Origin of the sequence: Streptomyces sp. NPDC093085 (assembly GCF_040683935.1) — a bacterium.
Taxonomy (GTDB): domain Bacteria; phylum Actinomycetota; class Actinomycetes; order Streptomycetales; family Streptomycetaceae; genus Streptomyces.
The window spans coordinates 407,596-420,908 of sequence record NZ_JBFBFB010000004.1; the positions used below are offsets into that span (position 1 = coordinate 407,596).

The following is a 13,313-nucleotide window of genomic DNA, read 5'->3' on the forward strand; positions in this document are numbered from 1 at the left end:
CCCGTACGGGCGTCGGGCGGATGCGTGACCGCGTATCGTCAGCGGTCAGACCTGTGGAAGCGGACCCAGGGGGCGTGGACGCCCCGCGCGAACGCCCGCGCGCGAGCGACTGTCACGCGCTCCCCGGCGCCACCGGAAGGGCGACACGGGGCGCCCGTCCGTCATTTGACCGAAAGATGGTAGGCGATCCGGTACCGGTCTGCGGGGATCACCACATCCGCCGTCTCCACCGCGCGCCCCGACGCGTAGTACGTACGTTCCAGCACCATCACCACATGGCCCGGCACCCCGCCGAGCGTGATCAGCTCGTCCGCCAGCCCCGGGCGCGCGCCGACCTCCTCCGCGACGTTGTCCACGACGATGTCGATGGCCGCCATCCGCTCCACCACCCCGCAGCCGCCGAGCGGCCCCTCCTCGGGGAGCATGACCGGCGTACGCCCCGTCACGGACAGGGGCTCCCAGGAGGTGGAGAGCATCATCGGGTCGCCGGACTCCCGGAAGACGTACCGCGTGCGCATCACCCGGTCACCGGGCTCGATGCCGAGCCGGGCGGCGATCTCCGGGGACGCCTCGCACTGCTCGCTGCGCGACTCCCACGTCCCCCGCGCGCCCGCCTCGGCCTGCTCCTGCCGGAACGGGCTCGACCCCAGCGGCGGCCGGTACCCGGAGCGCGCGATCCGGCGTGGCACGGGCCGCTCCCGTACATACGTCCCCGACCCGGAGCGGCCCTCCACCAGACCCTCGGCCATCAGCACCTTGCGGGCCTCCAGGGCGACGGTGTCGGAGACGCCGTACTCCTGGCGGATCCGGGCCTGCGAGGGGAGCCGGGTATGCGGGGGCAGCGCGCCGTTGACGATCTTCTCGCGCAGATCACTCGCCACGCGCAGATAAGCGGGCTGCTCACCGAAGGCCACGGGCCACTCCCATCAGGTTGACAGACAGCAACAGACTGGCAACCGTCGGTTGTTGGCCGCAAGCGTGGGCCAGGGTTTCACTCGATGTGATGATTTCCGTTTACGCTGCGGCTTCGCTGAGCAGGGGCAGCAGGGCCGGCGCCGCTCACCAGCGCTCCGTGAACGGGGCGGTCCGCATGTCGAGCCAGGCCAGCGCACCCCACGCGGCGAGGGCGAGCGCCCCGAGCAGAAGCGGCGCCGCCACCCACGCGCGGAGCCGGAGCGCGCCGGTGAGCTGCCCCCATCCGGCTCGGGCGAGGGCGGGCATCCCGAAGAGCAGCAGGGGCAGTTCGAGGTAGACGAGGCTGAGGTCGCGCTCCCCCTCGAACGCGCCGATCACCCCCGGCCGCGCCCCCTTCGCCCACACCATGGCCCCGAGCAGGAACCCGCCCACGACGGCCAGCCGGCCGACCCACCCCCGGGTGGCCGGCGGCGCGCCACCGTCTTCGTCACCCGTGCTCAGTCGCGTCATATGTATCGGCATCAGGGGGACAGACGTACGGAGGCCGTACGGGGGTTCCCGCCGCCTCCCGCGGAGTTCAGGAGCGCCGCCGGGGCTTCCCCCGCCGGGCACCGGCCCCGCCCTTGCCGCCGTGGCCGCCCTTGCCCCCGGCGGGCTTGCCGCCGCCTTGGCCGCCGGCCGGCTTGCGCCCCGTACCGGCGCCACCGGCGCGGGCCTTCCCGGCTGCCTTGGCGGACCCGGACTTGGCGGACCCTGACGTGGCGGACCCGGCGCTGGAGTTCGCGCCCTTGGCGTTCGCGGCCCGGGAGTTCGCGGGAGCGGGGGCCGGCCTCCCTCGCGTGCTGTTGACGGTACGGCCCCGCACGATCCCGATGAACTGCTCCACCAGATCCGTCGTCCCGTCCTCCGGCCAGGAGAGCGCCACCCGGGACGTGGGGGCGTCCAGGAGCGGCCGGTAGGTGAGGTCCCTGCGGTGGTGCAGCCGGGCCAGCGACTGGGGCACCACGAGGACGCCCACGCCCGCGGCGACCAGTTCGACGGCGTCCCCCGTCGTGGCGGGCCGCTCGATCGCGGGGCGGCCGGGGAGCCGCTCCCACTCCAGGGTGTCGTCGAGCGGGTGCAGCACCACTTCGCCGGCCAGCTCCTCGACGGAGACCTCCTCGACGGCGCTCACGACATGGTCCTTGGGCACGACCACCACGGTCGTCTCGGTGTAGAGCGGGATCGCGCTGAGCCCGGTCCGGTCCATCGGCAGCCGTACGAGCCCGGCGTCGGCGCCCCGCTCCCGCAGCATCCCGGGCGCCTCGGCGGCCGGGACCCCGGCGAGGACCAGCGGAACGCCGGGCAGCCGCTCCTGCCAGATCCGCACCCACTTGGCGGGCGTCACGCCCGGCACATACGCGAGCCTGAAGGAGGGAGAGGTGTCCGAGCCTGTCACCGGACCCAGGGTACCGGCGCCGCCGTCACCCCGTGGGCCACGGTCACCCCGGTCCGCAGGTCACACCGGTCCCCAGGTCGCCCCGGTCCGCAGGCCATGGTCACCGCGCCCTTCACCGCTCGTTACGCTTGCTGTCATGACCTCGCACAAGACCACCGTCCAGACGATGAAGCCCGCGACAGCGGCGAAGAAGCTGGGCGTGTACCTGGAGGCCACCCCCGCGGAGTTCCAGGAGGGTGCCGTCTCCCGTACCGAGCTGAACGCGCTCCAGTCCGACCCGCCCGAGTGGCTCACGGCCCTGCGCCGCACCGGCCCGCACCCCCGTCCGGTGGTCGCGGCGAAGCTGGGCGTCTCCATCGCGGGGCTCGCGCGCGGCGGCGTGACGGACCCGCTCACCACGGAGCAGATCGACGCCCTGAAGGCGGAGAACCCGGAGTGGCTGGTACGGGAGCGCGCCACGCAGGCCGAGGTCCGCAAGGAGGCCGCCCGCGTCAAGGAGAAGCACGCCGCGGCCCGTACCGCCCACGAGGAAGCCTGACCCCCCGTAGGACAGGAGCCCCCGTAAGCCCCTGCCTCTTTCTCCTGCCTCTTTCTCTTGCCTCCTGCTCCTCCCTCAGCCTTCGCTTCCCGCCGCCCAGACCTTGGCGTCGCCGGCCTTGACGACCATGTTCCCGTCGGCCTGGAGGACAAGGACCGCGCCGGGGTTGCCGTTGGTGCGTGAGGCCCAGACGGGCTTGCCCTCGCCGTTGTAGACGACCAGGTTGCCGTCCGGCTGGAAACGGGCGGTGTTCCCCTCGCCCGAGGTCTTCGTGGCCCAACGGGCCTTGCCGGTCCGGTCGTAGATCACCAGGTTGCCGTCGACCTGCATGCGCAGGCTCCGGTTCTCCGTCTCCACGGAATCCCCGGTGACCAGCTCGAACGTGGCCTCGATGACCTTGAGCGGAGCGCCCGGATCCACCACCCCCTCAGATTCCTGGGGCTCCTGCGGCTCCTGCGCCGGGCCGGACGGCTGTTCCGACGGCGACGCCGACTGCGGGGGCAGGGCCTCCCCGGAGGCGGAGGGCCCCGCGGCGGCGGCCGAGTCGCCCCCCGAGGAGCGCCAGGGCCCGTCGACGGTGGTGAACACGACGGCGCCCGCGACGGCCAGAGCCGCGACCACCGCACCGACGACAACGGCCGTCCGCCCCTGCCGGGAACGCGGCTCCGCCGGAACGGGCAGGGCGGCCTCGGACACCATGGTCGCCTGGACGGTCCCCGGCCCCGGCGCGGGGGCGGGAAGGCCGACGACGGTGAGCGCCGCCGCGTGCTCGGCCTCGGTCAGCTGCCCGACGAGCCCCGTGGGGCACTCCTCGGGCCAGCGCCCGAGCCGCCCGCCCCGCTCGGCCACCCACTCCGCCAGCCGCGCCGCCGTCGGACGCGCGGCCGGGTCCTTGGCCAGACAGGCGGCGAGCAGCGGCACCAGCTCCGCGGGTACGCCGTCGAGGTCGGGCTCCTCGTGCACCACCCGGTAGAGCAGGGCGGCGGCCGGTATCTGCTGCCCCCGGGGCGAGAAGGGCCCCTGCCCGGTCGCCGCGTACACCAGGACGGCGGCGAGCGAGAAGACATCGGCGGGCTCGGCGGCGACCCCGCCGGTGGCCTGGTCCGGCGCGAGATACCCGGGGGAGCCGACGGAGACCCCGAGGCGGGTGTGCCGGCTGTCGTCGGCGGCCCGCGCGACCCCGAAGTCGATCAGCCGCGGCCGGTCCCGCGCCAGCAGGATGTTCCCCGGCTTGATGTCCCGGTGCGCGAGACCGGCCTGGTGCACCGCCTGTACGGCGCCGGCCAGCTCGGCGGCGAGCGAGAGCAGCGCGCTCGCCGGCAGCGGCCCGTGGGCCGAGACCCAGTCGGAGAGCGAGGGCGCCGGCACATACTCGGTGGCCAGCCACTGCGGACTCTGCCCCGGGGCGCTGTAGTCCACGACGGTCACGGTCCACGGCGAACGGACCCGGTCGCTGCTCCGGATCTCGCGCGCGAACCGCTCCTCGAACCCCGGCTCGGAGCTGAGATCGTCACGGATGGTCTTCAGCGCGAGCAGCCGCCCCGACGCCGTACGGGACAGGAACACCTGCCCCATACCCCCCGCGCCGAGTCTGCCGAGTAACGGATAGCCGCCTATGGACGTCGGGTCCGAAGGCTGAAGCTTGTTCATGAAACTTTTCCCCAGGAATGTGGATCATCGCTCGTGCCAGGCACCGGCCGGGTGGCCGCGCACCGGCGAACAGGATGGTACGCGCGCGCAAGCGGCCCGGAAGCGGTCGCGGGTCGCACGGAGTGACGACCACCGCACGTCAAGGGAGTGATGTGCGCATGTTGCGACCATCACACCTTCACCGTCTACGTCGTAGTAGACAATGGGTGACGCGACCAGAGCGCCCGTGCGGAGGGAGTCGCCCGTGTCCCACAGGATTCTGCTGGTGGAAGACGACCACGCGTTGCGTGACGTGCTGCGCCGGGGGTTCGCGGAGGAGGGCTTCGTCCCGGTGCTGGCGGCGGACGGCGCGACGGCGCTGAGGCTGGCCGCCACCGGGATCGCGGCCGTGGTGCTGGACGTGGGGCTGCCCGACGCGGACGGCCGCGACGTGTGCCAGGCCATGCGCGCCCACGGGCTCGACGCGCCGGTCATCTTCCTCACGGCCCGCGGACATCTGACGACCGGCTCTCGGGCTTCGCCGCGGGCGGGGACGACTACCTGTGCAAACCCTTCCACCTGCGCGAACTCATCGCCCGCACAAACGCCCTGCTGAAGCGGGCCACGCCGGCGCGGGAGCACCACGTGGGCGACGTAGAGGTCGATCCGCTGTCGCTGAGCGCCCGCGTGCGCGGCCGGCAGGTGCCGCTCTCGCCCACCGAGTTCCGGCTGCTCGCGGTTCTGGTCGCGGCCGGCGGCACGATGGTCCGCCGCCGTGAACTCCTCCGGGCCGGCTGGCCGGACGGCGCCTGGGTCAGTGACAACACCCTCGACCAGTACATCAGCAGACTGCGGCGCAAGCTGCGCGGAGCCGGGAGCGGGCTGACCGTCCACACCCAGCGCGGTGTCGGGCACCGGCTCGCATGACCCCGGTCCGGAAGCCCGTTCCCCGGACGCTGCGAGGCCGGCTCGCGCTGGTGGCCGTCGCCACGGCCGCCCTGCTCCTGACGACCCTCACCATCGTCTTCAACGCCGCCGCGGCACAGCACGCGCGGTCCCAGGCGGACGACCGGCTGCACGCCAGACTCGCCGCCGTCGCCTCGACCGTGGAGGTCTCCGGCGACCGGGTACGCGTACGGGAGGCCCCCCACGACGACATCCTCGACGCGAATGTGTGGATCTACGACGGGCCCCGGACCGTGGAGCAGCCGGTGCTCACCCGGCACCACCGCCCGCTGGCCCGGGCGGCCCGGCGGATCGCGGACGCGAGCGCGGGCGCGGACGCGGGCACGAGCGCGGGCGCACCGGCGTGTACGACGGCCGCCGCCGCGTCGGGCGAGGACGCGGGGTGGCGGCTCTGCGCCCAGGACATCTCGCCGCCGTACCAGAAGGTCGTGGCCGTCCAGAAGGTCGTGGCCGTGGCCGCCGTCGACCTGGCGCCCTATTCGAGCTCGGCGGACACCTTGCTGGCCGGGTCCGTGGGGATCGGGGTGGTGATGCTGGGCTGCACCTATCTGCTGACCCGGCTGTCGGTCGCCCGGGCGCTGCGCCCGGTGGCCGTCATGACCGGCCGGGCGGCCGAGTGGGGCGCCGTCTCCTCCGCCACCCGTCTCGCATCGGCCGATGCCCCGCAGGAGCTGCATCACCTGGGCGTGTCCCTGGACACACTGCTGGACCGGATCCGCGGCATGGTCCGTCACGAACAGCAGCTCACCGCGGAGCTCTCGCACGAACTGCGTACGCCGCTGGCGCGCATCATGGGCGAGGTGGAGCTGTGGCGGGCCCGGCCGCGCAGCGCGGCCGAGACCCGCCGGGCCCATGCGGTGATCGCCGAGGCGGCATCGTCGATGCAGGCCATCTGCGATACCCTGCTGGACCACTCGCGGGCCACCGCGGCGGACCCGCCCGACGCACCCGGAACGTGCCGGGTCGCCGTCGTGCTGGACCGCCTGGCCGGGCGGGAGGCCCGCGCCGGGGTCCGCACCGTGGTGGACGTGGATCCCCGGTTGCGGGCCGGCGTGGCGTCGGCGGTGTTCGAACGTATCGTCAGCCCGCTGTACGTCAACGCGCTGCGCTACGCCCGCTCGACGGTGACGCTCTCCGCGCTGGCGACACCCGAGGGCGTACGGATCGCGGTGAGCGACGACGGCCCCGGCGTCCCGGAGGCATTCGTACCCCACCTGTTCCAGCCGGGCCGACGGGCCGCTCCCGGGGACGGACACGACGGGGCCGGACTGGGACTGGCACTGGTGACGCGGCTGGCCAGGTCGGTGGGCGGACGGGTCCGGCACGAGACGGCCCGCGACGGCGGCGCACGTTTCGTGGTCGAGGTGCCCGGCTGACCGCACGGTGGCGGGGCACCGGCGGATCAGACCGATGTGGCGGACGCCGCGGAGTCCTTGCGGGTCAGGGTGAGATACCCGACCAGGCCCAGGATCACGGCGAGGAAGAGCACACTGGTGACGACGGTGCCCAGCCCCAGGCCGCCGTCTCCGGTGGGCTGGGAGAGCCAGTCGCCCGCCGAGGCACCCAGCGGCCGGGTGAGGATATAGGCGATCCAGAAGCTCCACACCGCGTCGAGTCCAAGAGTGAGGTGACCGACGGCGACGGCCGCGATGACCGCGGCGAAGACCAGGATCGAGGTCAGGTACCCCAGGGCCATACGTTCGGCGACGAGGTCACCGGCGGCGGTGCCCAGGGCGAAGGTGAACAGGACCGCGAGCCAGTAGAAGGCTTCACGGCCGGTGGTGTCGACACTGTGGATGGACAGCGTCTTCTCACGTCCGTACCAGACGAGGAACACCGCCACGAGAAGCACGGCGAACACGGCCGTGCTCAACTCCAGGGGTACGCCCAGGTTGTCGGTCAGATTGTCACTGATCAAGGTACCGACGACGCTGATCAGCGCGACGGCGAGCCAGTACACACCCGGACGGTAGGCGCGGGTACGGAACTGCACGACCAGCACCAGCACCAGCAAGCCGCTCATCAGCACCGAAACACCGGTCAGCCCGAGCCCCGCCTTCCCGGCGAGCAGATCCGCCGCCGTCTCCCCCACCGTCGTACAGAGAACCTTGATGACCCAGAAGTAGACGGTGATCTCGGGGACCTTGTTCCAGCGGACCCGGTGGCCACGGCCGGAGACATGCTGAGGCACGGCGAAGGACGCCGTTCGCGAGGAATCGTGTGTCATGCCGCGACCGTGCCAGGCTCCACCTGAACACATCCTGACCGCCGGGCCAGACCCCGTTGCGCCACAGGAAACGACCAAGGGCCCACTCCCGGAGGAGTGGACCCCTTATGGCCAGCACAATGGCCCGCACATCCAAACGATCACCAACACACGGCAATGAAGCGGCTACACATTGAAGCGGAATGTCTGGACCCAGATCCTGACCTGCGGCGGATCCCCGCGCAGGGCCCTGACCTGGGATTCCTCGTTGGCATGCGTTGGTTCCCGACGACCGTTTACGGGTGTCCTGCGGACTGGCCGGGGGGCCCGAGGTTGAGAAATCCATGGCACACGGACGGGACCTGCAACGAAACTGCGCAGGTGAGCGACTCCTACCCCTGCCCGTGCTGCGGACACCGCGTGCTGAGCGCGATGCCCGGCTCGTACGAGATCTGCCCCGTCTGCTTCTGGGCGGACGACGGGGTCCAGTTCCGCTGGCCGACCATGGCCGGAGGGGCGAACAAGGTCTCGCTGATCGAGGCCCAGCGCAACTACCAGGACTTCGGCGCCTGCGACGAGCACGGCCGCCGGTTCGTCCGCCCGCCGGCCGAGGACGAGCCGCTCGACCCCGCCTGGCGCCCCATCGACCTGACACGGGACTCCTTCGAGGACTGGGCGGCCCAGGACCGTGCGCCGTGGCCCGACGACCACTCGGTGCTCTGCTGGTGGCTCCCCGCCTTCTGGCGCCGGGACCACTCCGCGTCATGACCTCCCACATCGAGACACTCGTCCAGCAGCTCGACGGCAAGGCCGACGAGTCCTACGACGCCCGCGCGGAGCTGATCTGGATCGGCGCCGACGCCATACCCGCCGTCATCAACGGTCTTCCTTCCCTCGGCGGCTGCGGTCAGCTGACCGCCATCGAGGTCTTCGAGGAGGTAGGCGATCCCCGTTGCGGCCCCGCTCTCATCGGCCTGCTGGACAGCGACAACCCGACCGTCCGCGAATGGGCGGCCATGGCCCTGGCGAGCCTGGAGATCGACAGCGCCGTCGAGCCCCTGCGCCGCGCCTACCGCGACTGCCTGGAACGGGCGACCCCGCCGGACTGGAGCGAGCCGGAAGGCATCCGCTGGGCCCTGACCGAACTCGGCGCCCGCACCCCCGTCGTCCCACCGCTCACCGCGCGCCTACGAGCCACCACTGCGGACAACGCCCCCGGCTGGCCCTCGGCCCACTTCACCGAGATCATCAACGACCTGACCGACCAAGCCCAGGTGATCCTCTACTCCCAGTTCTGGCGGGTGGACGCCGGCCGCACATACGGCGTCTCCGGCCCCGGCCTGGACTGGGAACTCGACTGGACCGCGCCCTGGGAGCACCTGGTCGAGGAGTCCCGCATGTGGTCCTTGCTGGAAGCCTCCGAAGCCCCCGCCGGCGACAACATCTTCGTCGCCCCCACCTGGATCGACCGTACCGACCTATACCCGGAGAGGTGACCGATGCCGTCCCAGCACCCCGAGAAGACCGGCCACGGCTACGTGATCGAGCGCTACGTGACGTGGAAGGACTCTGACCACCCGCGCTACCTCGAACTAAACAGCGCGCGCGTACTGCGGCCGGGGTGGCCCCACGCCAAACGCTTCGCCCGCCACCTGATCGACGACGCCGCCACCATCACCGACGCCGAACTGGAAGCCCTCCTCGCCTACGAATGGCGCTCGCGCCTCACCGCCGCCTGGCTGATCGGCGTCGACCGCCGCGAACCGTTCCGCGAACGCATCGGCAACCTGCTCCTGGCCAGCGAGGTCTGCTACTCCGGCGGCGCCTACTGCTTCGCCCTGGCTCGCTTCGGCACCCACGCAGACGCCGAAATACTCACCGCCTACCTCGACCACTACCTCCCCCGCACCGACCTCCGCTACGACCAGCCGGCTGCCCTCGGCGCCCTCCTCCGCCTCGACGCCCAACTCGGCACCCACCACGCCACCCGCTTCACCCAGCCCGACGGCCTCTGGGATCAGTGGGTCAACGCCCTGCCCCACCTCCACGACCACCCCGCTTACACCCCCGCCGAGCTTCGCCGCTGGACGGACCTCCAATGCGACTTCGCCAACGGCTGGACATGTCTTTGATTTTGAGGAGCGCTACGAGACGTGTCGAGGATTGTTGCTCTGTTGCGCCCGTTGTCCGACCTGCCTACTACCCACCTCATGCCAAGCGCGCCAGAGCGGGCCTCGCATCATGCCCAGGGCACACGCTCGGTCTCGCCAACCCACCCACCCCTCTTGGCCAGGTTGCGGTACAACCCTCGGTACCCCAAAGACTCCAGGATCAGCAGAGAAAGATAATGGCGCGTGAGTAGCCAGGTCTCCATCACAACTCCCGATACCCGGTAAACGACGTCTTGAGAACCCGTAGGGTGCACCAACCTGTTCCGAACCCACGTCACGACATCAGGCCCATCCATGTCTGCCCCGGACTCTTGCCTCCTCATGCTGACCAATCTTGTGAGAGCAGTCAGCTGTTTCGGATCGATTGACGTCGGAATCCCCGCGTCTTGCAGGACCTCGCGTAGCAGTGAATGCGCTGGGCGCACCTTGTACTGGTTCCGAGTGAGACGACCACTGAGGACGAGTCGCTCCCACATCACATGCTCAAGACCAGCGGCCCCAATCATGACCCTCTGCTCGACGAACCCCGTGTCGTTTGTGGCGGTGACCGCATAGTTGATCTGCAAACGGAGCGGCTCCGCTCTGCCAGGGTCAGCGAATGCAGGGATCAGCACGTCGAGCAGACTGGCGAGAGCCTCGGAATCGAACGGCACCCACCATCCCGAGCTGATCTTGCGAGCAGGGTCACAGAGGAGGGATCGCCACTCCTCCCACGCAACCTCGCCATGTGTATCTATTCCAACCGGGAGGAGCGGTGCCACCCATCGGCCGAGACCAAACGACAGCCCGACATGGAGGGCCCTGAGAACGTGCTCTGCCTCAGCAGCAGTGAACGTACTCCCGTCAACCCGGCTTAGCTCCATGACGTGCGTCATTACGTACGTATGAACCTTATGGAGATCCACCCAGACATCTTTATGATCGGGCCTCACATCGATGACGATCTTCCAGTCACCGATCTCGCGCAGCCAGCGCCCACCTGACCAAAGCCGCTTCCCTTCACCTGTCCTCTCAGTCAGGTGATACTGCCCTTGGAATTTCGGCAAGTTAAACCAGTGCGCAACGACTCGCTTCAACGGTACGGCAGGGTCGCCAAGTTCTGCCCCATTAGTCCATCCGTCGCGTTGCCCACGGAAGCTGACGCGTAGGGCAGCCACACCGTAGGGCCGCAGCAACTGCAGCGACACCTCGTCGCGAAGCTCCAAGGAGAAATCCGACTCACCTGTCAGGCTCCAGTCGAGGCTCAGCTTGGGCGAGCAAGTCAGCTCTACGCGACCAGCAGCGTCTTCCTCCTCAACACCACCTATTGGGCCGTCGTACAGTACGACTGATTCTCCTGGCATGTTGAAGGGGTATACCCCCGGATCGGCGACGAGGCTCCCTCCCACAGGGAATCTCTCATCTCTCCCCCCCCTTACGCATGCTTGAGCTTCTTGAGACGGATAAGGCCTCAATCCCCCTGCCTGCGGGTCGAAGCAGACAAGCCCCATCGATGCCGCAAGCTCCGCAGCGTAGGCCGAAGCCTCCTCGGCCATGCTGTAGCGCATCGGGAAGTAGATCAACGGGCCCGCCGCCTCATCGATCAATGGCCCGGTCGACCAGGGAGACGTGTCTTCCTCGTCCTCCGTGAGATCCACCCATCGCGCCAGGAGCGCGGCTACGTACTCGGCGATACGCGGTGACGGTGGAGACTCTTCGTCCGTATCGATGTAGCGGTCGTACAACTGGGTGAAGACCTCTCCCGCTATCGCATTGTCAGCGGGTTTATCGCCGTCCCAGACTGCCAGGTCGTAGCTCATGGCCGCACTGTGCCACACGCCAACGACAGCGCGCCTTCGGCGTCACGCAGCATGGCAACCAGACCCGCTGTCCGAGGGCGCTGCTACCTTCTGCCCATGACCCCATCAGACGCTCTGCTGCGCCGCCTCGAGCAAGACTCGCCGCTGGCCGCCGCGCTGGCCTGGCCAGGCGACTTCGACATAGTTCGCCGGGATCCCATCGAGGACCTTGTACTCCCATCTGGCAGGCCGCTGCTCCCGGTAGCCGGATGCGGCGCCGGCGGCACGTACTTCCTGTGCGGGGAAGCCGGGGCCGAGGAGAGGCCCGTCCTGTACGCCGACTCGGAGGGCCAGGCCACACTGATCGGCGCCGACCTCGTCGAGGCGATCACGCTCATCGCCGTACTGCCCTTCTGGCGCGACCTGGCGAAGGGCTTCGCGATCAGCGAGCTCGGTTCGGACCTTCGGGCAGACCACCCGGACTTCGACGCCGAGCGCGACCGCCTCCTGCACGCCCTCGGGCTTACCCCCATCTCCCAGGAGGAGGCTGCCGCTCGCCTGCTGGCTGTGGCTGCACGTACGGCCCCGGACTACGTGCCGCGCGTGCCGGACGACGATCACCTGCCGTACGAGCTTCTGTTCCCCAGTGGTCCTGCGTAGCGAAGCCGACGCTTACGTCAGTACCGGGCGATGACCTGTCGGAGCTCCGCGCCAAGGAGGTCTCCCAGTGCTTTGACGGGAGCTGGCGGTAGCGGTAGCTCGCATTCTGGATCCGTGATCACGAGGCTGTACCTGGCGAAACCCGCAGCCTCGACATAGTCGAGGGCGTTCAAGTCCGTCTGGGCAGAGCAACAGGGCACCGTCACGGCTAGTGAGTCGAAATAGCCGTCCGGAAGGGCCGCCGTATCCATCGCGTTGCCCCACCAGTCTTCGATGTCGGAGCCGCACACGGGGCACCGAACACCGCACCAGTTCTCCCCGGGGTCGATGAAGGCTGTGCCGGGGATGTCCCAGACGTCATAACCGCCCAACGCTTCAGGAACCAGTTGCTGTAGCTGGGCCTGTGCAGCCTCGCTCGCGGCCGACGCAGGCGAAAAGTGCGGATCCTTGGGTATGAGGTGAAGCAGCGTGATGCTCACGCTGCCGACCAGCCGTCCAGCGAGACATCCGATCCGTCATTCAGGTAGTGGTGAAGGGCGCTGGCAGTGGTATCCACAAACGCCTCGGGGATGGCGTTGGCGTCGACCCAGCGGACCTGAGAGTGCTTGCGGGGTTCGCGGTTTTCGGGTTCACCCGTCCAGTCGTGGGCGGCGAAGACGACCGTGAGGAAGCCGTTGGGGGCTTCGACGCCCCAGGCGCCGTGGATGATGTGGGCGACCTTGAGGGACTCGGGCTTCACCACGAGGCCCGTCTCCTCGTAGAGCTCGCGGACCGCGGTTTCGGTGATGGGCTCGCCCGGCTCGCTCTTGCCGACGGGGAGGTCCCACATTCCCTGGGCGAACTTGGCGTTCTCGCTGCGCTGAAGGAGGACGATGCGGTTGGTGGCCTTGTCGTGGACGATGACGGCGGCGACCAGCAGGGTCATGGATTCGAGCGCCGGCTTCAGGGCCTTCGGCTGATCGTCGGTCTGCTGGGCCACGGTGTTCCCTTCGTAGGACGGGTTGTTGGGCAT

14 protein-coding genes and 1 pseudogene are annotated in these 13,313 nt (G+C 69.8%); 7 read left to right on the top strand and 8 right to left on the bottom strand.

Features of this window, described 5'->3' with window-relative positions; translation table 11 throughout:
* Positions 1-161 precede the first annotated feature (161 nt).
* The 3 genes from AB0O07_RS15480 to AB0O07_RS15490 all read right to left on the bottom strand — a co-directional run bounded on the left by AB0O07_RS15480 (position 162) and on the right by AB0O07_RS15490 (position 2,353).
* Positions 162-914: a GntR family transcriptional regulator gene (locus tag AB0O07_RS15480; RefSeq protein WP_365632415.1), complete on the bottom strand. Its 753-nt coding sequence runs from the start codon at positions 912-914 to the stop codon at positions 162-164.
* Between the two features lie 145 nt (positions 915-1,059).
* Complete coding sequence (locus AB0O07_RS15485) at positions 1,060-1,425, bottom strand: hypothetical protein (RefSeq protein WP_365632418.1); 366 nt, start codon at positions 1,423-1,425, stop codon at positions 1,060-1,062.
* Positions 1,426-1,492: 67 nt separating this feature from the next.
* Positions 1,493-2,353: a LysR substrate-binding domain-containing protein gene (locus tag AB0O07_RS15490; protein ID WP_365632421.1), complete on the bottom strand. Its 861-nt coding sequence runs from the start codon at positions 2,351-2,353 to the stop codon at positions 1,493-1,495.
* Positions 2,354-2,489: 136 nt separating this feature from the next.
* On the opposite strand from AB0O07_RS15490, the gene AB0O07_RS15495 reads away from it, so the two are divergent.
* Complete coding sequence (locus tag AB0O07_RS15495; protein ID WP_365632424.1) at positions 2,490-2,891, top strand: DUF5997 family protein; 402 nt, start codon at positions 2,490-2,492, stop codon at positions 2,889-2,891.
* A gap of 75 nt (positions 2,892-2,966) precedes the next feature.
* Here the strand turns inward: AB0O07_RS15495 and AB0O07_RS15500 are convergent, their stop codons facing one another.
* Positions 2,967-4,541, bottom strand: coding sequence for a protein kinase (locus AB0O07_RS15500; RefSeq protein WP_365632426.1), 1,575 nt, complete (start codon positions 4,539-4,541; stop codon positions 2,967-2,969).
* A 244-nt stretch (positions 4,542-4,785) separates the two neighbouring features.
* Between AB0O07_RS15500 and AB0O07_RS15505 the strand changes: the two are divergent.
* Positions 4,786-5,447, top strand: a pseudogene (locus tag AB0O07_RS15505) (response regulator transcription factor).
* Positions 5,444-6,862, top strand: a complete 1,419-nt coding sequence (locus AB0O07_RS15510; protein ID WP_365632429.1) for a HAMP domain-containing sensor histidine kinase — start codon at positions 5,444-5,446, stop codon at positions 6,860-6,862. The pseudogene AB0O07_RS15505 and the gene AB0O07_RS15510 overlap by 4 nt, the downstream one beginning before the upstream one ends.
* A gap of 26 nt (positions 6,863-6,888) precedes the next feature.
* Here the strand turns inward: AB0O07_RS15510 and AB0O07_RS15515 are convergent, their stop codons facing one another.
* Complete coding sequence (locus AB0O07_RS15515; protein ID WP_365632432.1) at positions 6,889-7,713, bottom strand: hypothetical protein; 825 nt, start codon at positions 7,711-7,713, stop codon at positions 6,889-6,891.
* A 360-nt stretch (positions 7,714-8,073) separates the two neighbouring features.
* On the opposite strand from AB0O07_RS15515, the gene AB0O07_RS15520 reads away from it, so the two are divergent.
* Genes AB0O07_RS15520 through AB0O07_RS15530 form a run of 3 tightly spaced genes read left to right on the top strand, consistent with a single transcriptional unit; the run spans position 8,074 to position 9,824 of the window.
* The gene (locus AB0O07_RS15520) at positions 8,074-8,460 is read left to right on the top strand and encodes a CPCC family cysteine-rich protein (RefSeq protein WP_365632435.1); all 387 of its coding nucleotides are present in this window, start codon (positions 8,074-8,076) and stop codon (positions 8,458-8,460) included.
* A complete protein-coding gene (locus AB0O07_RS15525; RefSeq protein WP_365632438.1) occupies positions 8,457-9,188 on the top strand; it encodes a HEAT repeat domain-containing protein in 732 nt (243 codons plus the stop codon). The genes AB0O07_RS15520 and AB0O07_RS15525 overlap by 4 nt, the downstream gene beginning before the upstream one ends.
* Positions 9,189-9,191: 3 nt before the next feature.
* Complete coding sequence (locus AB0O07_RS15530) at positions 9,192-9,824, top strand: DUF6000 family protein (protein WP_199571002.1); 633 nt, start codon at positions 9,192-9,194, stop codon at positions 9,822-9,824.
* 107 nt (positions 9,825-9,931) lie between these two features.
* On the opposite strand, the gene AB0O07_RS15535 is transcribed toward AB0O07_RS15530, so the two are convergent.
* Positions 9,932-11,662, bottom strand: coding sequence for a hypothetical protein (locus tag AB0O07_RS15535; RefSeq protein ID WP_365632441.1), 1,731 nt, complete (start codon positions 11,660-11,662; stop codon positions 9,932-9,934).
* Between the two features lie 96 nt (positions 11,663-11,758).
* On the opposite strand from AB0O07_RS15535, the gene AB0O07_RS15540 reads away from it, so the two are divergent.
* Positions 11,759-12,301, top strand: coding sequence for a hypothetical protein (locus AB0O07_RS15540; protein WP_365632444.1), 543 nt, complete (start codon positions 11,759-11,761; stop codon positions 12,299-12,301).
* 17 nt (positions 12,302-12,318) lie between these two features.
* Here the strand turns inward: AB0O07_RS15540 and AB0O07_RS15545 are convergent, their stop codons facing one another.
* On the bottom strand, positions 12,319-12,780 hold the full coding sequence (locus AB0O07_RS15545) for a hypothetical protein (protein ID WP_365632447.1): 462 nt from the start codon (positions 12,778-12,780) through the stop codon (positions 12,319-12,321).
* On the bottom strand, positions 12,777-13,313 hold the full coding sequence (locus AB0O07_RS15550; RefSeq protein ID WP_365632450.1) for an NUDIX domain-containing protein: 537 nt from the start codon (positions 13,311-13,313) through the stop codon (positions 12,777-12,779). Before AB0O07_RS15550 ends, AB0O07_RS15545 begins: the two co-directional genes overlap by 4 nt.

What these genes read in the sequence shown, in the direction of transcription:
- AB0O07_RS15535 (WP_365632441.1), bottom strand. Translation starts at nt 11,662, where the DNA reads ATGAGCTACGACCTGGCAGTCTGGGACGGCGATAAACCCGCTGACAAT.
- AB0O07_RS15485 (WP_365632418.1), bottom strand. Translation starts at nt 1,425, where the DNA reads ATGACGCGACTGAGCACGGGTGACGAAGACGGTGGCGCGCCGCCGGCC.
- AB0O07_RS15530 (WP_199571002.1), top strand. Translation starts at nt 9,192, where the DNA reads ATGCCGTCCCAGCACCCCGAGAAGACCGGCCACGGCTACGTGATCGAG.
- AB0O07_RS15540 (WP_365632444.1), top strand. Translation starts at nt 11,759, where the DNA reads ATGACCCCATCAGACGCTCTGCTGCGCCGCCTCGAGCAAGACTCGCCG.
- AB0O07_RS15550 (WP_365632450.1), bottom strand. Translation starts at nt 13,313, where the DNA reads ATGCCCAACAACCCGTCCTACGAAGGGAACACCGTGGCCCAGCAGACC.
- AB0O07_RS15495 (WP_365632424.1), top strand. Translation starts at nt 2,490, where the DNA reads ATGACCTCGCACAAGACCACCGTCCAGACGATGAAGCCCGCGACAGCG.
- AB0O07_RS15500 (WP_365632426.1), bottom strand. Translation starts at nt 4,541, where the DNA reads ATGAACAAGCTTCAGCCTTCGGACCCGACGTCCATAGGCGGCTATCCG.
- AB0O07_RS15525 (WP_365632438.1), top strand. Translation starts at nt 8,457, where the DNA reads ATGACCTCCCACATCGAGACACTCGTCCAGCAGCTCGACGGCAAGGCC.
- AB0O07_RS15515 (WP_365632432.1), bottom strand. Translation starts at nt 7,713, where the DNA reads ATGACACACGATTCCTCGCGAACGGCGTCCTTCGCCGTGCCTCAGCAT.
- AB0O07_RS15510 (WP_365632429.1), top strand. Translation starts at nt 5,444, where the DNA reads ATGACCCCGGTCCGGAAGCCCGTTCCCCGGACGCTGCGAGGCCGGCTC.